We start from the raw sequence: 24,167 nt of genomic DNA on the forward strand, positions 1-24,167 counted from the left end.
GGCTGCGCCCTGGATTGCTTGTGGACTGCCTTCAAAAAAAAACCCGGCCGAAGCCGGGTTTTTGCTAGGCGCGATGCGCTTAGAAGTTGTACTTCGCCGAGACGGTGAAGTAACGGCCGTATGGGTTGTGCAGGCCCGAGTTGTAACCCACGCCACCGATTGCGCCGTAACGCGGATCGTACGGTGCGGCTTCGTCGAACAGGTTCTGGATGTTGAAGGTCAGAGCCAGGTTCTTGATGCCGGTGTAGGTGTAACCCACGCCGACACGGACCCATTCCTTGACCGCGCAATCCGGGAACGCTGCCAGGTAGCCAGGAACGGCTGCGCTGGCGCTCGGGAAGTTGGCCGTGGTGCTGCTGTTCACAGCCGGAGCGTAGTGGCAGAACGCCGCCGGATAGGTACGGTCGGCGTCATACTTGCGACGCAGCGAGACCTGGCCGGTGTAGTTCAGGTTGGCACTGAACGCGTGGGCGCCACGGGTCAGCGATGCCGACATGTTGGTCTTCCAGCGCGGGATGTCCAGGCCGCTCGACAGGTTCCAGTCGATCAGGCCGGCGTTGTAGCCAGCGAGGTTGTGCTCGGTGTCGCCGTCGTGCTGCGCCAGGTAGTAACCGTGGGTGTAGGTCGAGGTCAGCTTGGCGCTGAAGTTACCCATCGAGCCCAGGTTCTTGCGGAAGGCCACGTCGATGTCGACGCCGCGGGTTTCCATTGCACCCTGGTTGGTCCATGGCAGGCGGACGGCCAGCAGCGGACCGGTACCCGGGATCGGGCGACCCTGTGCGTCACGCAGCAGGTTGTCCGGGTTGGTGTCGCGCACGACCAGGTCCGGGTTCTTGTCTTCGTTACGCAGGGCTTCGAATTCCGAACCCAGGGCCACTTCGTCGATCTTGCGGATCTTGAAGAAGTCCAGGCCGAAGTCCCAGTTGGTGGTCGGCGAGAACAGGATGCCGAACGAGTAGGACTTCGAGGTTTCCGGACGCAGGTCCGGGTTCGCGCCACCGGTGCCCGATGCCGACTTGTTGCAGTCTGCTTCGGTCGCGCCTGGTTTCGGGGTCTTCTCGTCGGCTTCGCAACGACGCGGGTCATGCAGGCCCGAGACGAAGAACTGGGCGCCGCCCGGGGTCACCTGCGACAGTGCCGGAGCACGGAAGCCTTCGGCGTAGGTACCGCGGAATGCCAGGGTCTTGGTGGCGTTCCACTTGGCGCCGACCTTCGGCACGAAGTTGGCCTTCATGCCTTCGTACTTGTCCCAGCGGCCAGCCCAGTCCATCTCGAAGTTCTTGAAGAACGGGGTGCGGAACTCGATGAAGCCCGACTTGACGTCGCGCTCGCCGTCGATGATGGTGTTGGCCAGGCCGTAGATGTTACCGGCTGCCAGTTCGGCGTCCGGGGTCATCTTCAGCGATTCGCGGCGGAATTCGGCGCCGACTGCCATGCCAATCTGGCCGCCCGGCAGGTTGCCGAAGGTGGTCGATGCCTTGGCGTCGACGTGGGCGATCTTCGAACGGTCGTCGCTGCGGGTGCTGCGGAACAGGGTCGGGTCAGCTGCCACCTGGGCGATGGTGGCGCCCTGGTTGATCTTGTTCAGGGTCGGCAGGTACAGGCGGCCGTTGTAGCCGTCTTCCTTGCGTGCCTCGTTGTACAGGAAGGCGGTTTCCCAATCCCAGTTGAAGTGCGAGCCCGACAGGCCGGTCAGGAAGCGGCCGGTCTGGTTGATGGTCTCGGTGCCGTTCGGCGCGTTCTCGAAGCGGTAGGCGAACGAAGCGCGCGCGTTCGGGAACGGATTGTCCGGGTGGCCGATCGGCAGGATGGTCTGGTACGACGGCGCCACGCCGCCCGAGGTGAAGTTGGTCACCGGGCCGGTGCTGATCGCGATCGGGGCCGCGGTGTAGCGGCGCTCGGTGCGGGCATAGGCCACTTCGGCGAAGGCGCGCACGTTGTCGCTGATCTTCAGGACGCCGCGGCTCAGGAAGCTGCCGTCTTCGCCTTCGCTGGTACCTTCCAGGTACGGCGTGGTGTCGAAGTTACAGAAGGTGCGGCCGAAAAACACGCTGTTGGTGGCGAAGCCCATCGCGGCGCTGCCGACGATCTGGCGGTCGGTCGGGCAGTTGTCCAGCGGGGTGCGGAAGCGCTCGGCGGCGTTGGCCTGGGTCGCGGTGAACTGGCGCGAACCCGGGGTGGTTTCGCGGTAGAACAGCGGTGCGCGCGAGATGTTGCTGCCGTAGTTGGTCGCGTAGCGGTTCTGCAGGCGCTTGTATTCGTCGAACTTGATGTCGGTGACGTCCTTGCGCAGGGTGCGGTCGCGCTTCGACAGGTCAGCCGTGAAGAACACGTTGAAGCCGTCGGTCTCGACGTCGCCCAGGCCGGTGAAGAAGGTCACGCCCTTGCGTGCGAATTCGCCATCATCGTTGGCGCTCATGCGGGCGCTGATTTCCGAGCCGCGGAACGAGGACTTGGTGATGAAGTTGATGACGCCGCCGATCGCGTCGGAGCCGTACACTGCCGATGCGCCGTCCTTCAGGATCTCGACGCGCTCGAGCGCGTTGATCGGGATCTGGTTCAGGTCATACAGGGTCGAATTGCCGTTGTTCGGGTCGGCATAGGCCGACGGCGCCATGCGGCGGCCGTTCAGCAGGATCAGGGTCGAGGTCGACGACAGGCCACGCAGCGACGCGGTCGAGACGCCGCGCGAGAAGCCGCCGTCGTTCGTGTCGATGTTGTTGTCGGTACCCATCGACGGCACCAGGCGGATCAGCTCGGTGACGGTGGCTGCGCCGGACTCGCGGATTTCCTTGGCGGTAATGGTCTGGATCGGCTGGGTGCCTTCCTTGTCCGTACGCTTCAGGTTCGAGCCCGTCACATAGACGGTGGCCGGCGCTTCCGAAGCGGAATTTTGCGCCAGGGCGAACGGTGCGGCGCCAACTGCCAGGGCAACTGCGACGACACTGTGTTTCAAGAGTGGTTTATTCACGTTTTCTCGTCCCTACGATTTTTAATATTTCTCAATGCAAACCATATGCACTTGGTGCATACAGAGGATTAGTCTCGCAGGAACTTGCAACAAAGAAAACGATTTTCTTAAGGAATGACGAAAAAAACTTGATATCTGTTGTTTTTCCTCAACGCAGAATATTCTTCTGCATAAAGACCATATGACTATACGAAAAACGCCCCTTTCGGGGCGTTTTGGCAAACTTCCGTATGTACGACCAGACATCAGGGTAAGCGCGGCCGATGCGCCTGCCGCCTGGCAGGCGTCATCGGAAAACGGTCGTTCCTCAGGTCGTATCGCGCCCTTGCGGGCGCTACACCGGGCTTACTTGGCGTTCATCAGGGCAACGGTGGTGTCCAGCATGCGGTTCGAGAAACCCCACTCATTGTCGTACCACGAACTGACCTTCACCAGGCGGCCCGAGACCTTGGTGAGAGTGGCATCGAAGTTCGACGAAGCCGGGTTGTGGTTGAAGTCCACCGAGACCAGCGGGTCGGTGTTGTAGGTCAGGATGCCTTTGAGGGCGCCTTCCGAAGCCGACTTCATGATCTGGTTGACTTCCTCGACCGTGGTGTCGCGCTTGGCGATGAAGGACAGGTCGACGATCGATACGTTGATGGTCGGCACGCGGATCGCGAAGCCGTCCAGCTTGCCGTTCAGTTCCGGCAGCACCAGGCCGACCGCGGCGGCGGCGCCGGTCTTGGTCGGGATCATCGACTGGGTGGCCGAACGGGCGCGGCGCAGGTCTTCGTGCATCACGTCGGTCAGCACCTGGTCGTTGGTGTAGGCGTGCACGGTGGTCATCAGGCCGGTTTCCAGGCCGATGGCGTCGTGCAGCGGCTTGACCAGCGGGGCCAGGCAGTTGGTGGTGCAGGAAGCGTTCGAGATCACGGTGTCGGTGCTCTTCAATACATCCTGGTTGACGCCGTAGACGATGGTGGCGTCGACGTCCTTGCCGCCCGGTGCCGAAATGATGACTTTCTTGGCGCCGCCCTTCAGGTGGCTTGATGCCTTCTCTTTGGTGGTAAAGAAGCCGGTGCACTCGAGGACCACGTCCACCTGCAACTCGCCCCACGGGATCTCGGCCGGGTTACGCTGCGCGAACACGCGGATCTTGTCGCCGTTGACGATCATGTTGTCGCCCTCGACCGTCACAGTGCCCGGGAACTTGCCGTGCGCGGTGTCGTAGCGGGTCAGGTGGGCGTTCGATTCAGCGTTGCCGAGATCGTTGATCGCCACGATCTGGATGTCTTGTTTCTTGCCGCCTTCGTAGAAGGCGCGCAGGATGTTGCGGCCGATGCGGCCATACCCGTTGATTGCAACTTTGATCGTCATTGCTTAGCTCCTGATTAGAAAAAAACTTTTTTCATGCCGCGAATGCAAAACGGGCCGCCCCAGGGCAGCCCGCGAGAACCCTTACGCCCCGATCACGCCCTTGGCCTTGGCCACGACGTTCTCGACGGTGAAGCCGAAGTGCTTGAACAGCACCGGCGCCGGCGCCGATTCGCCGAAGGTGTCGATGCCGACTACCGCGCCGTCCAGGCCCACGTACTTGTACCAGAAGTCGGTCACGCCAGCCTCGATGGCGACGCGCGGAATCCCGCGCGGGAGGACGCTTGCCTTGTAGCTCGCCGCCTGGCGCTCGAACACGTCGGTGGACGGCATCGAGACCACGCGTGCGGCGATGCCCTCGCCTGCCAGCGCATCGGCGGCCTTCATGGCCAGTTCGACTTCCGAACCGGTGGCGATCAGGATGACTTTCGGCTCAAGCGCGTCGCGCAGCACGTAGCCGCCCTTGGCGATGTCGGCGACCGTCGCGGCCTCGCGCTCCATGAACGGCAGGTTCTGGCGCGAAAAGATCAGGGTCGATGGGCCGTCCTTGCGCTGCACTGCCGCGCCCCAGGCCACCATCGACTCGACGGTGTCGCATGGACGCCAGTTGTCCAGGTTCGGGATCAGGCGCAGCGACGAGACGTGCTCGATCGACTGGTGGGTCGGGCCGTCTTCGCCCAGGCCGATCGAGTCGTGGGTGAACACGAACAGCGAGCGGATCTTCATCAGCGCCGCCATCCGCAGGGCGTTGCGGCTGTAGTCCGAGAAGGTCAGGAAGGTCGCGCCGAAGGGGATGAAGCCGCCGTGCAGGGCGACGCCGTTCTGGATCGCGGCCATGCCGAATTCGCGCACGCCGTAATTGATGTGGTTGCCCGGGATGCCCGAGCGCACCGCCACCGATTCCTTCCAGTTGGTCAGGTTCGAGCCGGTCAGGTCGGCCGAGCCGCCGAGGAATTCCGGCAGGGTCGCGGCCAGGGCCTGGATCGCGTTCTGCGAGGCTTTGCGGGTGGCGATGGTTTCTTTCTTGTCGACGCAGGAAGCGATGGCGGCGTTCAGCACTTCGTCGAAATTGCCCGGCAGCTCGCCCTTCATGCGGCGCTCGAATTCGGCAGCCAGCTCAGGGTGGGCGCCGCGGTACTCGGCGAACTTGGCGTTCCACTCGTTCTCATACTGCGCGCCGCGTGCCTTCGCGTCCCAGGCTGCGTAGATCTCGCCCGGGATGTCGAACGGGATCGGATCCCACAGCAGGTGCTGGCGCACGGCCGCGATTTCCTTGTCGCCCAGCGGGGCGCCGTGGACTTTATCGCCGCCTTCCAGGTTCGGGGCGCCCTTGCCGATGATGGTCTTGCAGCAGATCAGGGTCGGACGGTCCGACTGTTTCGCCTGCTCGATTGCAGCGGACACGTCGGCGACGCTGTGGCCGTCGATCTGGCCGATCACGTTCCAGCCGTAGGCTTCGAAGCGCTTTCGGGTGTCGTCGGTGAACCAGCCTTCCACGCGGCCGTCGATCGAGATGCCGTTGTCGTCGTACAGCCAGATCAGCTTGTTCAGGCGCAGGGTGCCGGCCAGCGAGGCCACTTCGTGCGAGATGCCTTCCATCAGGCAGCCGTCGCCCAGGAAGGCGTAGGTGTAGTGATCCACCACGTCGTAGCCCGGACGGTTGAATTCATAGCCCAGCAGCCATTCGGCCAGCGCCATGCCGACCGAATTCGCAATGCCCTGGCCCAACGGGCCGGTGGTGGTTTCCACGCCCGGAGTGATGCCCACTTCCGGGTGGCCGGCGGTCTTCGAGTGCAGCTGGCGGAAGTCGCGCAGGTCGTCCATCGACAGGTCGTAGCCGGCCAGGTGCAGCATCGCGTAGTGCAGCATCGAGCCGTGGCCGTTCGAGAGCAGGAAACGGTCACGGTTGAACCAGCCCGGATTGGCCGGGTTGTGGCGGTAGTGCTTGTCCCACAGCGCGACGCCGATCTCGGCCATGCCCATCGGCATGCCCGGGTGGCCGGAGTTGGCTTTCTGGACAGCGTCCATCGCCAGCGCGCGGATCGCGTTGGCCATCAGGGTGGTGGTTTGCGTAGATTTCATGGAGATACGAAGGTCTGGATTGGAAAACGGTGGCGTGCAGCTGGCCGTAACCCTGTATTTTAGCAGACCAGCGTGCTGCCCTATTAAAATGCAGTCCTGTTTACTCGCCAGAAAGCACCGCATGCCCCGTTTCTACTGTCCACAGCCGCTCGTCGTGGGCGCCGCCGTCGCGCTGCCGGAAGCCGTTGCCCATCACTTGCACGTGCTGCGTCTGCAGCCGGGGGAGGCCCTGGTCCTGTTCAATGGCGAAGGCGGCCAGGCCCGCGCCACCCTGCTTGAAGTCGCCAAGCGGCGCGCCAGCGCGCAGGTCGAGGCACTGGAAGACGTCGAGGCCGAACTGCCCTATGCCGTCACGCTGGCCCAGGGCTTGCCCGAAGGGAGCAAGATGGACTGGATCATCGAAAAAGCGGTGGAACTGGGCGTGGCCGCGGTCCAGCCGCTGGCGGCGCAGCGCAGCGTGGTGCGGCTGTCGGGCGAGCGCGCGGAAAAACGCCAGGCCCACTGGCAGGGCGTGATCGAGGCCGCCTCCGAGCAGTGCGGCCGCAACCGGCTGGCCCGGCTGCATCCGCTGCAGGAAGTCGGCCGCTGGCTGGCGGCGCCCTGCCCCACCGCGCGCATCCTGCTCAGTCCGCGCGGCGAGCGCTCGCTGGCGGCGTGGGCCAGGGAAAACGGTCCGCAGGACCTGAGCCTGATGGTGGGCCCGGAAGGCGGTTTCAGCCGTGAAGAAGAAGATGCGGCGATCGCCGCCGGGGCGCTGGCACTGACGGTTGGTCCGCGCGTGCTGCGTACCGAGACGGCGGCGCTGGCGGCGCTGGCCATGCTCGGCGGCCTCTGGGACGGCATGTAATTCTTACCAAACGGTAAAAAAGAAACCCCGCAGCAGGTCGCCCTGCTGCGGGGTTGTGTTCGTCGGGACGACGGCATCGCTGCCGCCGCCCTGTCAAACATTAGAACGCGTAGGTCAGGCCCAGGCTGTAGAAGCGGCCCACAGCGCCCGGCTGGTGCAGCGAGGCGTTGTACGAAGTCGACGCGCCGGCGTTACCGTAGGTAGCGACGTCGATCGGCGCCTGCCTGTCGAACAGGTTCAGGACCGCTGCACGCAGGGTCAGGTTCGGGGTCAGCTTGTACTGCAGGTTCAGGTTCGTCGTGGTGAACGAAGGAACGGTGCAGTAGTTCGCCGGCTGGACCAGGCCCGAGAAGTAGGCACGGCCGCCGACGTGTTCGCCGGTGGTGGCGCAGTCGGTCTCGCCCAGTGCCGGGTCGATGGTCGAGAAGCCGCTCGTGTAGTTCACGGTGGCGGTCACGTCCAGCGGGCCACGGTTGTAGCCGAGGGTGAACTGTGCACGGTCTTTCGGGTTACCGGTTGCGCCGCCGACCGACGACGGGCCCTGGGTGCCGGCCAGCTGGATGCGCTCGCCGCCGATGATGTTCTCGTAACCGAAGGTATGCGCCGCCGACAGGGCTGCCGAGACGGTGCCGCCATCGTTGGCCAGGCGCCAGCGGTAGCGCACGTCCGCTTCGATGCCGTGGGTTTCGGTGCCGCCCGCGTTGATGTACGGCGACAGGCCGTACAGGATCGGGCCGACCGACGGCACGCCGACGGTGGTGGTGGTGCCGTTGCCGGTCGCGATGTCGATCGGCGCTGCCGGACCACGGACCCAGGTCGGGACGAAGTTCGGGTCGTTACCTGCCTGGGTCACGACCAGGTTGTTGATCCTGATCTTGTAGTAGTCCAGGGTCATGTTCAGGCCGCGCATCGGTTCATAGATCAGGCCCAGGGTATAGGACTTCGACTTCTCAGGCTGCAGGTCCGGGTTGGTGGTCTGGACGTACGGCGGAGCGAAGCCGCAAGCCGATGGCACGTTGCCGGCGGTGGTACGGCTGCCGTTGGCGCACAGGATCGGGTCGTTGATCGCGTTGAAGGTGAAGAACGAACCTGCGTTGCCCACTTCAGCCGGGTTCGGCGCGCGGAAGCCACGTGCGAAGGTACCGCGGATACCGAAGTTCTGCACCGGGGTCCACTTGAAGTTGGCCGCCGGGGTGAACGAGTTGCCGTAGGTGTCGTAGTGGTCGTAGCGGCTCGAGAGGCTGACTTCGACGTTCTTGACCGGGGTCGCGCGCAACTCGGCGAAGATTGCCTGGTTGGTCTCGTCGCCGATGGTGAAGGCCGAGGTGTTGGCCACGGCGCCAATCGCGGTCAGCGAGGATGCCGGTGCGTTCTGCTCGCGCTTGTGCCAGTGGTAGCCGGCTGCGAAGGCCAGCGGACCCGCGCCGAACGACGGCAGGATTTCACGCGAACCGACCAGGTCGATGTAGTTCAGGGTCGATTCCAGGGTGTTGCTGAAGCGTGGCGAGACAGCGTCGACCAGGGTCGGCGAGTTGCCACCCAGGACGTTCCAGGAACCGTTGTTGATCGCGTTGTACAGGTTGCGGCGGTTGATGTAGCCGCTGTAGTTCGCGTCAACCTTGACTTTGGTCATGCCGGCTGCGGCCTGCACGTCCCAGCCCATGGCGCTACCGGTCAGGTCGGCCGAGATGCGGGTGGTGGTCGACTTGTTGTTGGTGGTCAGGTTGGGATCGATGTCCGGAATGTAGCCATACAGGCGAGCATTGTTCGGGAACGGGTTGGTGACGCCGGCGCCGACGCGTGCGCCCGGAGCGAACAGGGTGCTCGGGATGTTGTTGACGCGGGTGACCAGCACGCCGTTGTTCAGGGTGGTGACACCGTTGAACGAAGTCGGGCTGTAGGCCTGCGGGGTGGCGCCGCGGTTGTTGGTGCTTTCACGCTGGAACATGGACGCCTTCAGCGCCAGTTCCCAGTTGTCGTTCAGCTTCTTGGTCATGCCAACCAGCAGGTTGACGTTCTCGGTTTCCGGCTGGATAAAGCCGAAAGTATCGCGCACGGCGCACTGGCCGGCGCGGTAGGCGGTGTAGTTGCACTTCGACGGATCCAGGAACACGAAGTTGGCCGGATTGTCCACGCCGCCCGCGCCCGACGGGTTGTACAGGAACGGGCTGTTGGTCGGGGTCAGGTAGTTGTTCAGGTTGGTCGGCACACCCAGGGTGATGTTGTTGCCGCCGCGCGAACGCCAGTCGCGGTTCGCGTATTCGAAGTTGTCGCGCTCGGCAACCTTGATCGCGCCCTGCTTGCGGGTTTCAATGGTGAAGAAGGCGTTGTAGCCGTCGGCGTCGAGGTCGCCGATGCCCGAGCTGATCGAGGCGCGCTTGGTCTTGCCGCCACCGTGCTGGGTGTCGCCGTATTCGGCGGCCAGGCGGGTGCCGGTCAGGTTCTTCTTCAGCTTGATGTTGATCACGCCGGCGATCGCGTCCGAGCCGTACAGCGACGATGCGCCGGACTTCAGGACTTCGATCGATTCGATGGCGTCGAAGGGGATCGAGGACACGTCGACGAACTGGCGCTGGGCGTCGTCCGACAGCGGGTAGCCGGCCATGCGGTGGCCGTCGATCAGGACCAGGGTCGCGCCCACGGTCAGGCCGCGCAGCGAGATGCCCGATGCGCCGTTCGCGAATGCGCCGGCGAAGCCGGTGCCGAGGGTACCTGCACCGTTGGAGGCCAGGTCGGTCAGCAGTTCAGCCACCGAGGTCTTGCCGCTCTTCTGGATGTCGGCCGAGGTCAGCACCTGCACCGGGGTCGGGGTTTCCGTGTTGGCGCGGCTGATCAGCGAGCCGGTCACGACCACGCGCTGCGGGGTCGAGCCGCCTGCGGCTTCGGTCGTCTGTGCAAAGGCCGGCGCACTACCGGCCAGGGCGCCGCTGGCGAGCGCGCAAGCAACTGCGAACGGCAGCGACTTCAATTTGAACGTCATGAATACTTCTCCTTCTGGGCTTTTCTTAAAGTGGTTTTTGCCACCGCAGCGCGGTCGTCCCGCCCTGCGGTCGTCTCCTGCAAACCGGGCGCAAAATGCGCACGCCCTGCCGCGACAGTTGCCGGCCGGGGGCTTGAAGGTTTATTTCATACAACACGACATCTGTATATCGCCGCTTTTTAATGGCGGCATTCTTCCGTACCTGAACTACTAGGACGCTTACCCTCAAATAACCGCTAAATAAAAGAAAACGTTATTTGAATGAATACATAAAACCATATTGAAACGAAAAGTGTCAATTGAACACACCAGCGCGCTTCAGCGAAAAACAACACCTTACTGGGGTACTGCTCGTTTTCCCGGTCAGATGGTGCGCTGCATCAATGGGCGCGAGGTATGCATGTGAGTTTGCTCAATTCAATGCGGAAGACAGCGCAAAGCCGGCAAGATCAGGGTAATTATCCTAAGCAGCAACTTCCTGTCTGCATGCCTTGTAGCGCATTCTGACAAGGCAAAATTCCCCTTGCCCCCCGCTTGCGAAACAGGCGATCGCATCAGCTTAATGTTGCACCCACACAACGGCGATTTGCCATGCATATCGCTGCTTTTCTCACAAAAGAGATAGCATCGGCGCGGCGGCGACCGTGCGGCGCCTGGCGGCGGCATCAGGACGGGCGAGTCCGGTAAAATAGCGGTTTGTCTCAGCCTTATATTGTTGCCTCACTAGCAACCACACACCATGCTCCGAATTAGCGAACTCAAACTTCCCCTCGACCATCCCGAAGCCGCCCTGCGCGAGGCCATCCTGGCCCGCCTCGGGATCGCCAGCGCCGAGCTGCTCGGCTTCACGGTGTTCAAGCGCAGCTACGATGCGCGCAAGAAGTCGGCCATCGTGCTGATCTATGCGATCGATGCCGAGCTGCGCGACGAAGCGGCCGTGCTGGCGCGCCTGGCCCGCGACCAGCACGTCGGCCCCTCGCCGGACACCGGCTACAAGTTCGTCCCGGCAGCGCGCCCGGCACCCGGCACACCGCGCCCGGTGGTGGTGGGCATGGGTCCCTGCGGCATGTTCGTGGCGCTGATCCTGGCGCAGATGGGCCTGAATCCGCTGGTGCTCGAGCGCGGCAAGATCGTGCGCGAGCGCACCGTCGACACCTTCGGCTTCTGGCGCAAGCGCAAGCTCAATACCGAGTCGAACGTGCAGTTCGGCGAGGGCGGTGCCGGCACCTTCTCGGACGGCAAGCTGTACAGCCAGATCAAGGACCCGAAGCATTACGGGCGCAAGGTGCTCACCGAGTTCGTCAAGGCCGGCGCACCGGAAGAGATCCTGTACGTCAGCAAGCCGCACATCGGTACCTTCCGCCTGGTGAAGATGGTCGAGCAGATCCGCGCCGAGATCACCCGGCTCGGCGGCGAGATCCGGTTCGAGACGCGCGTGGACGACATCTACGTGGGCGAAGAGAACGGCGTGCGCCAGGTCCAGGGCGTGCGTCTCTCGAACGGCGAGGAGATCGCCACCCGCCACCTGGTGATGGCGATCGGCCACAGCGCGCGCGACACCTTCGAGCTGCTGTACGGGCGCGGCGTGTACATCGAAGCCAAGCCGTTCTCGATCGGCTTCCGGGTCGAGCACCCGCAGTCGCTGATCGACGTCTGCCGCTTCGGCCCGAACGCCGGCAACAAGCTGCTCGGCGCCGCCGACTACAAGATCGTGCACCACGCTTCCAACGGCCGCTCCGTCTACAGCTTCTGCATGTGCCCGGGCGGCACCGTGGTGGCGGCATCTTCGGAAGAAGGCCGCGTGGTCACCAACGGCATGAGCCAGTACTCGCGCAACGAGCGCAACGCCAACAGCGCCATCGTGGTCGGCATCACGCCCGAGGACTACCCGGGCCACCCGCTGGCCGGCATCGCCTTCCAGCGCGAGCTGGAGTCGCGCGCCTATGTCCTCGGCGGCAGCAACTACGACGCCCCGGGCCAGCTGATGGGCGACTTCGTCAAGGGCGTGCCTTCCACCGAATTCGGCTCGGTGGTCCCCTCGTTCCGGCCGGCGGTGCACCTGACCGACCTGGCGCCTTCGCTGCCGGAGTACGCGATTGTCGCGCTGCGCGAAGCCTTCGTCGCTTTCGACAAGCAGATCAAGGGCTACTACAAGCACGACGCCGTGCTGACCGGAGTCGAGACCCGTACTTCCTCGCCGATCCGCATCAAGCGCAACGACGCCGACCTGCAAAGCCTGAACACCCGTGGCCTGTTCCCGGCCGGCGAAGGCGCGGGCTACGCCGGCGGCATCATGTCGGCAGCCGTGGACGGCATCCGCGTGGCGGAAGCCGTGGCAATGGCGATGGCCGCGTGAAGCCGGCCGCCACGCCCACGGCGCTCGGCCCGGGCCTGGCGATCCTGGCGTCGATGGTGTCGGTGAACGCCGGCGCCGCGTGGGCCAAGGGACTGTTCCCGCTGGTGGGCAGCCAGGGGGTGACCGCGCTGCGGGTCGGCCTGGCGGCCCTGGTCATGCTGGCCGTGGTACGCCCCTGGCGCACGCCGCCGGCGCGCGCCGACATGCGCAACCTGCTGGTGTATGGCCTGATGCTGGGCTGCATGAACCTCCTGATCTACGCCGCCTTCGCCCGCATCCCGATCGGGATCGCGGTAGCGATCGAGGTGGTCGGTCCTCTCGCGGTGGTGGTGCTGTCCTCGCGCCGCGCGCGCGACGTCGGCTGGGTGCTGCTGGCGGCGGGCGGCCTGTGGCTGCTGGCGCCGGTGCATGCCGGCGTGCCGCCGCTGGACCCGGTTGGCGTGGCGTACGCGCTCGGCGCGGCCTTCTGCTGGGCCATGTACATCGTGTTCGGCAAGCGCGTCTCGACGCTCGACGGCGGCCAGGCCGTGGCCTGGGGCATGCTGGCGGCGGCCCTGTTCACGGTGCCGCTGGGCGCGGCGCACGCGGGCCCAGCGCTGCTGCTGCCTTCGGTGCTGGCGGGCGGCCTGGCGGTGGCGCTGCTGTCGAGCGCCCTGCCCTATACGCTGGAGATGGCGGCGCTGCGGCGGCTGCCGCGGCGGGTGTTCGGGATCCTGGTCAGCGCCGGGCCGGCCTTCGCCGCGCTGGCCGGCTGGGTGGTGCTGGGCGAGCGGCTCACCGGCATGCAGTGGCTGGCGATCCTGCTCGTGATCGTGGCCTGTGGCGGGGCGGCGGCTACAGCCAGCCGGCCCGCTTGAAGCGCCGGTACATGTAGAAGCACACTCCGCCCATGGTCGCCAGCGCCAGCGGGTAGCCATACTTCCACTTCAGCTCCGGCATGAACTCGAAGTTCATGCCCCAGATCCCGGCAAAGGCGGTGAACACGGCGAAGATCGCGGCATACGACGCGAGCCGCTTGCTGATGTCGTTCTCTTCGATCGCCACCATCGACAGCGTCACCTGGATCGCGGTGTTGATGGTGTCGCGCACCGTGTCCAGGCGCCCGAGGATGCGCAGCAGGTGGTCGTGCACGTCGCGGAAGTAATCCTGGGTCTCGACCACCACGGCCGGCACGCGGCCGCCATGCAGGCGTCCGATCGCGTCCATCAGCGGCACCACCGCGTGGCGCAGCACCTGCGACTTGCGTTTCAGTTCGTACAGGCGCTCGATGTTGGCGCGCTGCCCGCCCTGCTGGCCAAAGATGTGGTCCTCGATCGATTCGAGCTCGGATTCGAGCATGTCGACCACCGGGAAGTAGCGGTCCACCACCGCATCGACCAGCGCGTACAGCACGAAGCCTGAACCCTTCTTCAACTGGTGCGGCTCGCGTTCGGCACGCGCACGCACGCCCAGGAAGCCCTGGTTGGCATCGCGCCGCACCGACAGCACGTAGTTCGGCCCGGCGAAGATGGCCAGCTCGCCGGCACGCAGTTCGTCGCCGGCCAGCTCCACGATGTGGACGATCACGAAGACGCTGTCGCCATACTCCTCCATCTTGGGGCGCTGGTGGCCGCGCGCGGCGTCTTCCACCGCCAGCTCGTGCAGCGCGAACTCTTCCTGCATAGTGGCGATTTCGGCCGGGTCCGGGTCGCGCAGGGCGACCCAGACAAAGGTAGCGGGCTGTTTCAGGTATTCACTGATGTCGGCGACGGGAACGTCGGACAGCTTCTTGCCTTCCTGGTAGGCGACACAGTTAATCAGCATTGACGATGGCAAAAGGACATGATGCGCCAGCTTACACCATCGCGCCTAGTCTTCGCGAACACCTTCGATGCCCAGTTCCGCGATCTTGCGGGTGATGGTGTTGCGGCCGATCCCGAGCCGGACCGCGGCATCGTTGCGGCGCCCATGCGTGTGGCGCAGCGCGGTCTTGATCAGGACCGACTCGAACTGGCGGCCGAGCGTGTCCATCACGTCCACCGCGCCGGCGCTGAGCATGCCGGCAGCCTGCTGCTCGAGCAGCGCCGCCCAGCCATCCGGCGCGGCAGGCGCGACCGGCGACGCGGGCGCGGATGCGGCGGGCAGGCTGGCTGCGGCTGCCGGTGCTTCCTGCACCACGGCGGACTCCGGCGCGCCCTGGATCAGGTCGCGCGGCAGGTCCTTCACCTCCACCGTCTGCCCGGGTGCCATCACGGTGATCCAGTTGCACAGGTTTTCCAGCTGGCGCACATTGCCCGGCAACGCCAGGCCGGACAGGAAGCGCATCGCGCCTTCGCTCAGGCGCTTGGGCTCCACGCCCAGCTGGCGTGCGCTCTGCACCAGGAAGTGGCGCGCCAGGATCGGGATGTCCTCGCCGCGCTCGCGCAGCGAGGGCAGGCGCAGGCGGATCACGTTCAGGCGGTGGTACAGGTCTTCGCGGAACAGGCCGTCGCGCACGCGCTGTTCCAGGTTCTGGTGGGTGGCCGCGATCACGCGCACGTTGGCCTTGACCGGCTGGTGGCCGCCGACGCGGTAGAAGTGGCCGTCCGACAGCACCCGCAGGAGACGGGTCTGCAAATCGAACGGCATGTCGCCGATCTCGTCGAGGAACAGGGTGCCGTTCTCGGCCTGCTCGAAGCGGCCGCGCCGCATGGCCTGGGCGCCGGTGAAGGCGCCGCGCTCGTGGCCGAACAGTTCGGACTCCAGCAGGTCCTTCGGGATCGCCGCCGTGTTCAGCGCGATGAAGGGCTGCTGGGCGCGCGGGCTGTGCTTGTGCAGGGCGCGCGCCACCAGTTCCTTGCCGGTGCCGCTCTCGCCCGTGATCAGGACCGTCACGTTGGACTGCGACAGGCGCCCGATGGCGCGGAACACTTCCTGCATGGCCGGCGCGTGCCCCAGGATCTCAGGCGATTCGAGGGGCGCCGCCTCCACGCTCGCTTCGCGCAGGCTCTCGTCCAGCGCGCGCCGGATCAGGCCGACCGCCTTGTCGATGTCGAAGGGTTTCGCCAGGTAGTCGAAGGCGCCGCCCTGGAACGAGGCAACCGCCGAATCGAGGTCGGAAAAGGCGGTGATGATGATGACCGGCAGCCCGGGGTGGCGGGCCTTGACCGCGCCCAGCAGCTCGATGCCGGAGTCGCCCGGCATGCGGATGTCCGAAACCAGTACCTGCGGGGTGTCGCTCTCGAAGGCGGCCAGCGCGTCGTGCGCGTTGGCGAAGCTGCGCGTTTCCAGGCTTTCGCGCGCCAGCGCCTTTTCCAGCACCCAGCGGATCGATGCGTCGTCGTCGACAATCCAGATTGGTTTCATGTGTTCGTGCTTCCTTGTTGCCGCATTGTCGGGGAACCCGCGGCGCACCCGCCGCCGCGGCAGCCTAGGGCAGCGGCAGCAGGATGCGGAAGTCCGTGAGTCCAGGCCGGCTTTCGCACTCGATCACACCCAGGTGCTGCTGCACGAAGGTCTGCGCCAGCGTCAGCCCGAGGCCGCTGCCGCCGTCACGCCCGGACACGAGCGGATAGAAGATGCGGTCGCGGATCTCGGGGGCGATGCCCGGTCCATTGTCGATGATATGCAAATCTAATGCCAGCCCATAGCGGACCTTGGCCAGGGTGACCTGGCGCGCCACCCGGGTGCGCAGCACGATCTCGGCGTCGCCCGCCGCGATGCGTGCCTGCAGCGCCTGGGCCGCGTTGTGGGCGATGTTCAGCACCACCTGGATCAGCTGCTCCATGTCGCCCCTGAACTCGGGGATCGAGGCGTCGTAGTCACGCCGGATCGACAGGCCGGCCGGGAACTCGGCCAGGATCAGGCTGCGCACGCGCTCGCACACTTCGTGGATGTTGACGTCGCCCACGATGTGCGGGCGGCGGTGCGGCGCCAGCAGCCGGTCGACCAGGGTCTGCAGGCGGTCGGCTTCCTTGATGATGACCTGGGTATATTCGGTGAGGTCGGCCGGGTGCTGGGGCGGCAGTTCGCGTTCCAGCAGCTGGGCCGCCCCGCGGATGCCGCCCAGCGGGTTCTTGATCTCGTGCGCCAGGTTGCGGATCAGCTCCTTGTTGGCCTGGCTCTGGTCGAGGATGCGTTCCTCGCGGTCGAGTTTCAGCTGCTGGACGTTCTCGCGCAGCTCGATCAGCAGTTCGCCGCCCTCGCCTTCCTTGAGCGCGCTGACGATGCTGTTCACGTGCAGCGGCTCGCGTCCGCTGCGCTGCAGGACCAGGTCCTGGCGCAGGTCGGCGTACTGGTGGGCCAGGGCCTGGGCGCACAGCGCAGCCAGTTCCTGGCCGTTGACGAACAGCTCGGGCAGTGGCGCGCGCTGCAGCGATTTGAGGGACAGTTCGAGCAGGTTTTCGGCAGCGGGGTTGGCGTAGCGCACCTCGCCACCCGCCCCCAGCAGCAGCACGCTGGAAGCCAGCAGGTCGAGGCCGGCGAAACGCAGGGCTGGTTCCTGGGCGCTCATCCCTTGTTATTCATCCGCGGTCACTCACCGAATGTTGCCGATCTCGCGCTGCAGCGCTTCGATATTGCGCTCGGTGCGGCCGATCTCGTCGCGCATCGAGGCCACGCGTTCCTGGTACTTGGCGTAGTTGCGCTCGTTGCCTTGGCGCTCGGGTTCGCCGCCGTTGAAGTCGCGGCGCAGGTCCGCCAGTTTCTTCTGCTCGATGCGCAGCTCGTCGTTGAGGATGGCACGGCGGTCGTCGTCGCGCGCACGCTGCTGGGCGCTGTCGACGCGCGGGAAGCTGGCCGGGGTGACGGTGGGCGCCGGACTGTTGCCCGGCGGGCGCACCGCCGGGATCGGGGCGGAGGCGCGCGGCGCCGGCGGCGGCGCATAGCCGGGCAGGTCGAGCGCCTTGCAGCCGCGCCGTGCCGTGTCGGTGAACTCGACGCGGCCCTGCTCGTCCACGCACTTGTAGACGGCAGCCTGGGCCTGGGCGCTGCCGCAGATGGCCACGCTGGCGAAGCCGGCCAGCAAGAGGAAGCCGGGATGGCGGAACTGGCTAATTGTCTTTCCCATCAGAAATCACTCTGCACAATAAACGTGCACCCATTGTAGTGTGGCCCGACTATACAGCAAGCATGAAAAAACGCGGGGAAAGCCCTCGCTTTCCCCGCGTTTGATCAGCATGCGGCGCCGGTTGACGCGTGGGCGCAACGCCGAGATTGCCGCTCTGGCCAGATTACGACGAGTAGTACATGTCGAATTCGGCCGGGTGCGGGGTCATGCGCAGACGTTGCACTTCCTGCATCTTGAGGTCGATGTAGGCATCGATCATGGCGTCGCTGAACACGCCGCCGCGGGTCAGGAACTCGCGGTCCTTGTTCAGGGCTTCCAGCGCTTCTTCCAGCGAGGCGCACACGGTCGGAATCAGCTTGTCTTCTTCCGGCGGCAGGTGGTACAGGTCCTTGGTCGCGGCTTCGCCCGGGTGGATCTTGTTCTGGATGCCGTCCAGGCCCGCCATCATCAGTGCGGCGAAGCACAGGTAGACGTTGGCCAGCGGGTCCGGAAAGCGTACCTCGATGCGGCGGCCCTTCGGGTTTGCCACATGCGGAATGCGGATCGAGGCCGAGCGGTTCTTGGCCGAGTAGGCCAGCTTGACCGGGGCTTCGTAGCCCGGCACCAGGCGCTTGTACGAGTTGGTGCCGGGGTTGGTGATCGCGTTCAGCGCCTTGGCGTGCTTGATGATGCCGCCGATGTAGTACAGCGCGGTTTCCGACAGGCCCGCATAGCCGTCGCCGGCGAACAGGTTCTTGCCGTCCTTCCAGATCGACTGGTGCACGTGCATGCCCGAGCCGTTGTCGCCGTTCATGGGCTTGGGCATGAAGGTCGCGGTCTTGCCGTAGCTGTGGGCGACGTTCCAGATCACGTACTTCATGTTCTGGGTCCAGTCGGCGCGCTCGACCAGGGTCGAGAAACGGGTGCCGATCTCGTTCTGGCCGGCGCCTGCCACTTCGTGGTGGTGCACTTCGACCGGGATGCCCATCGATTCGAGGATCAGGCACATTTCCGAGCGCATGTCCTGGAAGCTGTCGACCGGCGGGACCGGGAAGTAGCCGCCCTTGACGGTCGGACGGTGGCCGCTGTTGCCGCCTTCGATTTTCCTGTCGGTCGACCAGGACGCTTCATCCGAGTCGATCTTGACGAAGCAGCCCGACATGTCGATCTTCCAGCGGATCGAATCGAAGATGAAGAATTCCGGTTCCGGGCCGAAGAAGGCGGTGTCGCCGATGCCGGTCGACTTCAGGTAGGCTTCGGCGCGCTTGGCGATCGAGCGCGGGTCGCGGTCGTAGCCCTTGCCGTCCGACGGTTCGATCACGTCGCACTGCATGAACAGCGTGGTCTCTTCCATGAATGGGTCGAGGTTGGCGGTGCTCGGATCCGGCAGCAGCAGCATGTCGGAGGCTTCGATGCCTTTCCAGCCGGCGATCGAGGAACCGTCGAAGGCATGGCCCGATTCGAACTTGTCTTCATCAAAGTGCGAGACAGGAACGGTCACGTGCTGCTCTTTGCCGCGGGTGTCCGCGAAGCGTAAATCAACGAACTTGACTTCGTTGTCTTTGATCAATTGCATTACGTCTGCAGCCGTCTTTGCCATTCGTATCTCTCCTGATGTAAAGGGTGCCGTGCTGGCGAAGCCGGTGCACGACCATTACCTTAGTCTAAGCATGAACTGTGCCAGCCAGCTGTCATGCGCACATGCCGATTGCGTCGTTGGACAGCACCGGGTTTGGTCCTACAATCTGTTTCACCATGCCTGTGCACCTGGCTACCGACGCACCAGTTTGGTGCGCAGCAGCCTATTATGCACCATCGCAGCGCAGCATACACCGAACCAGCCTGGTGCAAGAGCACCCGTTGGCTGTCACCGCTTACCGGACGAGAGAACATGAGTACGAGCGAATCCATCCTTGCCGCCGCCCGCCGGCGCGCCACCGGCCAGCCCTATGCGGGCGCCGTCACCCCTGAAGAAGCCTACGCGCTGCTGTGCGGCGATCCGCGCGTCAAGCTGGTGGACGTGCGTACCAATGCCGAGCGCGACTGGGTAGGACGGGTCGCCGTGCCCGAGTCCCAGCACGTGGCGGTGCAATGGGTCACCTATCCTGGCGGCGCGCCGAATCCCGATTTCGGCGCCCAGCTGGAACAGGTGGCGGACAGGGACGAAGTCCTGCTGTTCCTGTGCCGCTCGGGCGTGCGCTCGCGCCACGGCGCGCGCGCGGCCACCGAGCTCGGGTTTGCCGAGTCCTACGACATCCTGGAAGGTTTCGAGGGCGACCGCGACACCGAAGGACACCGCAAGACCGTCGGCGGCTGGTGCAAGGCCGGCCTGCCCTGGATCGGGGCCTGAGACATGCGCCCGTCCCGGATCGTCCTGACCCCTGCCGAGGGGCGCCTGAGCGAGGCGCGCCGGCTGGCGCACGAAGGCCGCCATGCCGAGGCGCTGGCCGAATACCAGTGGTTCCATGCGCACGCGCTGGACGAGTCGCCGGCACTCCATGGCGTGCGCCTGTCGTACGCGCTCGGCGGCTGGGCCGACCTGGCCGCGGTCTACCCGCCGGCCCGCGCGGCGCTGGACGCGCAGCGCGAGCGCGACACGGCGCGCCTGCTGGCCTGCAAGAACGAGCGCGGCCTGTTCCACGACGTGCTTGCCATCCACCGCGTGCTGGGCGAGCAATGGCGCACCCACGCGCTGTTCGCCGACCTGGCGCGCAGTGCCCCTGAACTGGCGATGGCGCTGGCTCCCATCGGGCTGCCCGCGATCGTCGCGGCCGGCGACCATGCGCTGGCGCACAGCCTGGTCCCGGACGCCGAAGGCTTCATCCGCGGCAGCAGCCGCTCCCTGATCACGGGCTTCGCCGGGCGCCGCCGGCGCTTCACGCGCGCCCCGCGCATTGCGGCCCATATCCACAACTACGCCACCGACGTGCGCCACATGCTGGCCGTGCTGGAAGGCGTCGGCCAGCACCTGGAGGCGGCGCGCCTGCGCCGCCTTGCCACCGACCTGGTCCATGCGACGACGATCCGGCGCGCGGTGCGCGCCGCCCTGCAACCGGGCGCGCGGCCGTGGTACGCGCGTGGCCGCTATGTCAGCGGACCGCAGGCGCGCCGCCGCAAGGCTCCCGTCAGTTGGCGGGCATGACCATCAGCTGCAGGCCGGATGCCGCGCCCGGCGCGCGGTAGACGCGCTGGGTCGCCTTCCTGAAGTCTTCCGGTTTCGCGCTCGGGATATGGGTGAAGGTCTGCGGGTTCAGGTCGACCAGCGGGAACCAGGAACTCTGCACCTGCACCATGATGCGGTGGCCGCGGCGGAAGGTGTGGTTCACCTCGCCGATGTCGAAGGACAGCGCTTCCTGCCTGCCCGGCACGAAGGCTTCCGGCTTCTCGAAACTGTTCCTGAACTTGCCGCGCAGCGGATTGCCACGCACCAGCTGCTGGTAGCCGCCCAGGTTCAGCGCGGGCGGGGCCACGTCGTTGCCCTTGCGCTCGGCCGCCGGCGTCGGGTAGGCGTTCGGATACACGTCGATCAGTTTCACGACCCAGTCGGCATCGGTGCCGGTGGTCGAGACGAACAGCCTGGGCAGCACGGAACCCACCACCGTCACGTCTTCTTCCAGTACCTCGCTCTGGTACACCAGCACGTCGGGACGGGTAGCGGCGAAGCGCTGGTCCGATACCATGTACTCGCGCGGCACGCCCAGCGAGGGATAGCCGATGTAGGGCACGGGCTTCCTCGGATCGGCCACGTACTCGTCGAAGCCCGCGCCGTAGCCGGCGCCGCCGGCGGCCGGCTGCTGCCAGCCCAGCGTGCCGTTCGGACCGAAGTACAGGGTGCGCGCGCGGGCCGGCGCCGGCGGCCAGGCCGCATAGCTGCGCCACACGTTGGTGCCGGTCTCGAAGACACTCACGGCGGGCACCGGGCGCGCCGGTTTCACTCCCTTCAGGTGCTGCTCGAAGAAGGGGAACTGGATCTCGCGCCGGAAGTATTCGCCCGTCTTCGCATCGAAGCTCACGTGGCCCAGGCGCGCGCCATCGCTGCGCGCCCAGCCGCCGTGCACCCAGGGGCCGATCACCAGCGCGTTCGGGGTGGATGGATTGTGCTTGCCGACCGCCTTGTAGATCGCGAACGGGCCGGCCGGATCTTCCGCGTCGAACCAGCCGCCCACGGTCAGCATCGCCGCCTTCACGTTCTTCATGTGCGGCGTGATCGCGCGCGAACGCCAGAATTCGTCGTAGGTGTCGTGCACGATGGTGGGCTCGAGCAGCGTGCGCTGCTCCGCGCTCAGGCTGGCCAGGATGTTCGGCATCGTCAGGCGCTTCAGGAAGAAGTCATAGGCGTCGGCCTCGCCGTACTCGAAGCGCGAGCGCTCCTTGTTGCCGGGGGTTGGGTTCTGCTGCGGCAGGAAGGACGAATAGAAGCCGAAGTTCGCCGCCAGCATGAAGGCGCCGCCGTGGTAGGAGTCGTCGCCCATGTACAGGTCGGCGATCGGCGCCTGCGGCGAAGCGGCCTTGATCGCCGGGTGCGAGTCGATGACGCTGGCCGCCGCATAGAAACCCGGGTAGCTGATGCCCCAGATCCCGACCCGGCCGTTGTTGTTGGGGACGTGCTTGAGCAGCCACTCGACGGTGTCGTGCATGTCCTCGCTCTCCTGCCCTTCTCCCCTGGCGCGGGTGGCCTTCGCATGCGGCGTCATCTCCTGCCAGCTGCCCTCGGACATGTAGCGGCCGCGCACGTCCTGGGTCACGAAGATGTAGCCGGCGTCCTCCAGTTCGCGCGAGGGGCCGAGCGCCTCGGGGAACCAGTCCACGCCGTAGCGCTGCTCGCCCTGCGCGAACACGCCGGCGCTGTAGGGCGTGCGCTGCATCAGGAAGGGGTAAGGCCTGGAAGCGTCCTTCGGCACGTAGACCGTGGTGAACAGCTTCGCGCCGTCGCGCATCGGGATACGGTACTCGTACTTGGTGTAGGCCTCGCGCGGGCTGCGCTTTTGCGCGGGAGCGTCGGCATCGGCGGCGGCGGCGGCGGCGGTGGTGGCAGCGGCGGCGACCTGGGCCCCGGTACCGCAGGCCAGCAGCGCACCCAGCGCGAATATCGAAATCGGACGGCGGATCATGGCTTCCTTTGGCAAGCGAAATAAAAGACCGCCAGTGTAATCCGAATCCGCAGCGGGCTTGCTATTCGGTCAAGGACAGGGCAAGGCCGTTGCGGTCGATGGTGCCGCGCACCCGCTCGCGCACGAAGTTGATGTGGCTGCGCAGGCGGTACAGTTCTTCCGCATAGGCGAGCGGAATCGCGATGTGGTTGACGCGCTCCTCGATCTCGTCCAGGCGTGCCAGCAGTTCGGCGCGCACGGTCTCGCGCCCCTCGGGGCCGGCCGCTTCCAGCGCCTGCTCCACCTTGCGCAGTTCGCCGTACCAGCGGTACACGCGCGAGCGCACCCGCCACACGTAGATCGGCGGGACGATCCGCGACAGCGGAATCAGGAGCGCCGCCAGCGCCACCGCCACCACCCACAGGCGCTCGAACAGGTTGGCCAGCCAGAAGCGCAGGTAGCGCTGCAGGAAGGGCGGACCGTCGCGGTAGTAGCGCGCGGCTTCCTGCGCCACCGGGATCTCGCTGTACTTCGGCGAAGGGAACTGGCCCTGCTGCTGGAACCAGCCGGCCTTGCCGTGGATGTCGCCGGCCGCCTTCACCAAAAGGCCCACCAGGGCCGGATGCAGGTCCTCGCGCGCCACCAGGGTCGCGGTGGGGGCGATCAGGTGGTAGTCCTGGGCCGGGATGTCGCGCCCGAGGTCGACGATCCCGCGCGGCAGCACCACGTGGGTGAGGAAGGGCAGGCGCCGCGTATAGGCGTCGGCCTGCCCGAAGTCGAACAGGCGGATGCCGGGCGTCTGCAGCAGCATCTGGATCAGGGGCGCCTCCGGCGCCGAACTGAACACCAGGCCGTCGATGCGGCCGGCCAGCAGTTCCACCGTGGCCGGGGTGTTTTCCAGCGCCCCCACCCGCAATTCATCGGCGGCGATGCCGTTCGCGTCCAGCAGGCGCCGGAACAGGCGCGGCACGCCGGTGCCCTCCGGCCCCAGGTTGATGCGCTTGCCGCGCAGGTCGGTCAGCTTGCGCACGCCGGCTTCCTCGCGCAGGAACAGCCACACCGGTTCGGTGAACAGGCTGCCCAGCGAAACCAGGCCTTGCGTGTCGGCGCCCCGGTTCTCCGTATCCGCTTGCTGGCCTTCGGTGCTGGAGCCGCTCTGGACGAAGGCGACGTCGACCTCGCCCTTGCGCAGGCGTTCCAGGTTCTCGGCCGAGCCGAGCGAAGGCTGGAGATTGAGCACGATCTGGTCGCGCGCCAGCGCCTGGGCGTACTGGCGGCCGAATTCCTGGTAGGCGCTGTTGAACTGGCCGGTGGCCATCGCCAGGCGGCGCGGCGGGGCCGGATCGACCCACCAGTAGGCCAGCAGCGCCACGGCCAGTACCGCCAGCAGCGTCGGCCCGGACGCCACCAGCAGGTCGCGCAGGGACACGAAGCTGAACTGGCGCATGCGCGTCACGGCGCGCTGCAGGGAAGCGCGGCGCCT

General features: G+C 65.9%; 16 protein-coding genes. 5 read left to right on the forward strand and 11 right to left on the reverse strand.

Going from position 1 to position 24,167, the window contains the following annotated elements:
- Nucleotides 1-79: 79 nt before the first annotated feature.
- The 3 genes from LCI23_RS05375 to tkt form a co-directional block, all read right to left on the reverse strand.
- On the reverse strand, nt 80-2,971 hold the full coding sequence (locus LCI23_RS05375) for a TonB-dependent receptor (protein WP_224945104.1): 2,892 nt from the start codon (nt 2,969-2,971) through the stop codon (nt 80-82).
- Nucleotides 2,972-3,316: 345 nt separating this feature from the next.
- Entirely contained in the window at nt 3,317-4,327 is a 1,011-nt protein-coding gene (gene gap / locus LCI23_RS05380) for a type I glyceraldehyde-3-phosphate dehydrogenase (RefSeq protein WP_224945107.1), read from the reverse strand.
- 81 nt (nt 4,328-4,408) lie between these two features.
- Nucleotides 4,409-6,406: a transketolase gene (gene tkt / locus LCI23_RS05385; RefSeq protein WP_224945109.1), complete on the reverse strand. Its 1,998-nt coding sequence runs from the start codon at nt 6,404-6,406 to the stop codon at nt 4,409-4,411.
- A 121-nt stretch (nt 6,407-6,527) separates the two neighbouring features.
- On the opposite strand from tkt, the gene LCI23_RS05390 reads away from it, so the two are divergent.
- On the forward strand, nt 6,528-7,253 hold the full coding sequence (locus LCI23_RS05390) for a 16S rRNA (uracil(1498)-N(3))-methyltransferase (protein ID WP_224945111.1): 726 nt from the start codon (nt 6,528-6,530) through the stop codon (nt 7,251-7,253).
- Nucleotides 7,254-7,353: 100 nt separating this feature from the next.
- On the opposite strand, the gene LCI23_RS05395 is transcribed toward LCI23_RS05390, so the two are convergent.
- Entirely contained in the window at nt 7,354-10,233 is a 2,880-nt protein-coding gene (locus tag LCI23_RS05395; protein WP_224945113.1) for a TonB-dependent receptor, read from the reverse strand.
- Nucleotides 10,234-10,972: 739 nt separating this feature from the next.
- On the opposite strand from LCI23_RS05395, the gene LCI23_RS05400 reads away from it, so the two are divergent.
- Together LCI23_RS05400 and LCI23_RS05405 are read left to right on the forward strand one after the other, a co-directional pair.
- The gene (locus tag LCI23_RS05400) at nt 10,973-12,589 is read left to right on the forward strand and encodes an NAD(P)/FAD-dependent oxidoreductase (RefSeq protein WP_224945116.1); all 1,617 of its coding nucleotides are present in this window, start codon (nt 10,973-10,975) and stop codon (nt 12,587-12,589) included.
- 53 nt (nt 12,590-12,642) lie between these two features.
- The gene (locus LCI23_RS05405; protein ID WP_224945314.1) at nt 12,643-13,446 is read left to right on the forward strand and encodes a DMT family transporter; all 804 of its coding nucleotides are present in this window, start codon (nt 12,643-12,645) and stop codon (nt 13,444-13,446) included.
- Here the strand turns inward: LCI23_RS05405 and corA are convergent.
- From corA to glnA, 5 genes are all read right to left on the reverse strand, one after another.
- Nucleotides 13,424-14,392, reverse strand: a complete 969-nt coding sequence (corA, locus tag LCI23_RS05410; RefSeq protein ID WP_224945118.1) for a magnesium/cobalt transporter CorA — start codon at nt 14,390-14,392, stop codon at nt 13,424-13,426. The two genes, LCI23_RS05405 and corA, sit on opposite strands and share 23 nt — an antisense overlap.
- Nucleotides 14,393-14,437: 45 nt before the next feature.
- Nucleotides 14,438-15,913 (reverse strand): nitrogen regulation protein NR(I), encoded by a 1,476-nt coding sequence (gene ntrC / locus LCI23_RS05415; protein ID WP_224945120.1) that lies wholly within the window; start codon nt 15,911-15,913, stop codon nt 14,438-14,440.
- 64 nt (nt 15,914-15,977) lie between these two features.
- Complete coding sequence (glnL, locus tag LCI23_RS05420; RefSeq protein WP_224945123.1) at nt 15,978-17,060, reverse strand: nitrogen regulation protein NR(II); 1,083 nt, start codon at nt 17,058-17,060, stop codon at nt 15,978-15,980.
- 24 nt (nt 17,061-17,084) lie between these two features.
- Nucleotides 17,085-17,615, reverse strand: a complete 531-nt coding sequence (locus LCI23_RS05425) for a DUF4124 domain-containing protein (protein WP_224945124.1) — start codon at nt 17,613-17,615, stop codon at nt 17,085-17,087.
- Nucleotides 17,616-17,778: 163 nt separating this feature from the next.
- Nucleotides 17,779-19,194: a type I glutamate--ammonia ligase gene (glnA, locus tag LCI23_RS05430; protein WP_224945125.1), complete on the reverse strand. Its 1,416-nt coding sequence runs from the start codon at nt 19,192-19,194 to the stop codon at nt 17,779-17,781.
- A gap of 291 nt (nt 19,195-19,485) precedes the next feature.
- Here glnA and LCI23_RS05435 point away from each other — a divergent pair, with 291 nt between their 5' ends.
- Nucleotides 19,486-19,944, forward strand: coding sequence for a rhodanese-like domain-containing protein (locus LCI23_RS05435; RefSeq protein ID WP_224945126.1), 459 nt, complete (start codon nt 19,486-19,488; stop codon nt 19,942-19,944).
- Between the two features lie 3 nt (nt 19,945-19,947).
- Nucleotides 19,948-20,736 (forward strand): hypothetical protein, encoded by a 789-nt coding sequence (locus LCI23_RS05440; protein ID WP_224945127.1) that lies wholly within the window; start codon nt 19,948-19,950, stop codon nt 20,734-20,736.
- On the opposite strand, the gene LCI23_RS05445 is transcribed toward LCI23_RS05440, so the two are convergent.
- Nucleotides 20,720-22,705: a CocE/NonD family hydrolase gene (locus tag LCI23_RS05445; protein WP_224945128.1), complete on the reverse strand. Its 1,986-nt coding sequence runs from the start codon at nt 22,703-22,705 to the stop codon at nt 20,720-20,722. The two genes, LCI23_RS05440 and LCI23_RS05445, sit on opposite strands and share 17 nt — an antisense overlap.
- 61 nt (nt 22,706-22,766) lie before the next feature.
- Nucleotides 22,767-24,131: a TAXI family TRAP transporter solute-binding subunit gene (locus LCI23_RS05450; RefSeq protein ID WP_224945316.1), complete on the reverse strand. Its 1,365-nt coding sequence runs from the start codon at nt 24,129-24,131 to the stop codon at nt 22,767-22,769.
- Between the last annotated feature and the right edge of the window lie 36 nt (nt 24,132-24,167).

This window comes from Massilia sp. MS-15 (assembly GCF_020176695.1).
GTDB classification, from domain to species: Bacteria; Pseudomonadota; Gammaproteobacteria; order Burkholderiales; family Burkholderiaceae_D; genus Telluria; species Telluria hydrophila.

Bases quoted from the DNA above. Each gene is read 5' to 3' on its own strand.
- glnA (WP_224945125.1), bottom strand. From the start codon at position 19,194: ATGGCAAAGACGGCTGCAGACGTAATGCAATTGATCAAAGACAACGAA.
- LCI23_RS05445 (WP_224945128.1), bottom strand. From the start codon at position 22,705: ATGATCCGCCGTCCGATTTCGATATTCGCGCTGGGTGCGCTGCTGGCC.
- LCI23_RS05390 (WP_224945111.1), top strand. From the start codon at position 6,528: ATGCCCCGTTTCTACTGTCCACAGCCGCTCGTCGTGGGCGCCGCCGTC.
- glnL (WP_224945123.1), bottom strand. From the start codon at position 17,060: ATGAGCGCCCAGGAACCAGCCCTGCGTTTCGCCGGCCTCGACCTGCTG.
- LCI23_RS05425 (WP_224945124.1), bottom strand. From the start codon at position 17,615: ATGGGAAAGACAATTAGCCAGTTCCGCCATCCCGGCTTCCTCTTGCTG.
- gap (WP_224945107.1), bottom strand. From the start codon at position 4,327: ATGACGATCAAAGTTGCAATCAACGGGTATGGCCGCATCGGCCGCAAC.
- LCI23_RS05405 (WP_224945314.1), top strand. From the start codon at position 12,643: ATGGTGTCGGTGAACGCCGGCGCCGCGTGGGCCAAGGGACTGTTCCCG.
- corA (WP_224945118.1), bottom strand. From the start codon at position 14,392: ATGCTGATTAACTGTGTCGCCTACCAGGAAGGCAAGAAGCTGTCCGAC.
- LCI23_RS05400 (WP_224945116.1), top strand. From the start codon at position 10,973: ATGCTCCGAATTAGCGAACTCAAACTTCCCCTCGACCATCCCGAAGCC.
- tkt (WP_224945109.1), bottom strand. From the start codon at position 6,406: ATGAAATCTACGCAAACCACCACCCTGATGGCCAACGCGATCCGCGCG.
- LCI23_RS05440 (WP_224945127.1), top strand. From the start codon at position 19,948: ATGCGCCCGTCCCGGATCGTCCTGACCCCTGCCGAGGGGCGCCTGAGC.
- LCI23_RS05395 (WP_224945113.1), bottom strand. From the start codon at position 10,233: ATGACGTTCAAATTGAAGTCGCTGCCGTTCGCAGTTGCTTGCGCGCTC.
- LCI23_RS05435 (WP_224945126.1), top strand. From the start codon at position 19,486: ATGAGTACGAGCGAATCCATCCTTGCCGCCGCCCGCCGGCGCGCCACC.
- LCI23_RS05450 (WP_224945316.1), bottom strand. From the start codon at position 24,131: ATGCGCCAGTTCAGCTTCGTGTCCCTGCGCGACCTGCTGGTGGCGTCC.
- ntrC (WP_224945120.1), bottom strand. From the start codon at position 15,913: ATGAAACCAATCTGGATTGTCGACGACGACGCATCGATCCGCTGGGTG.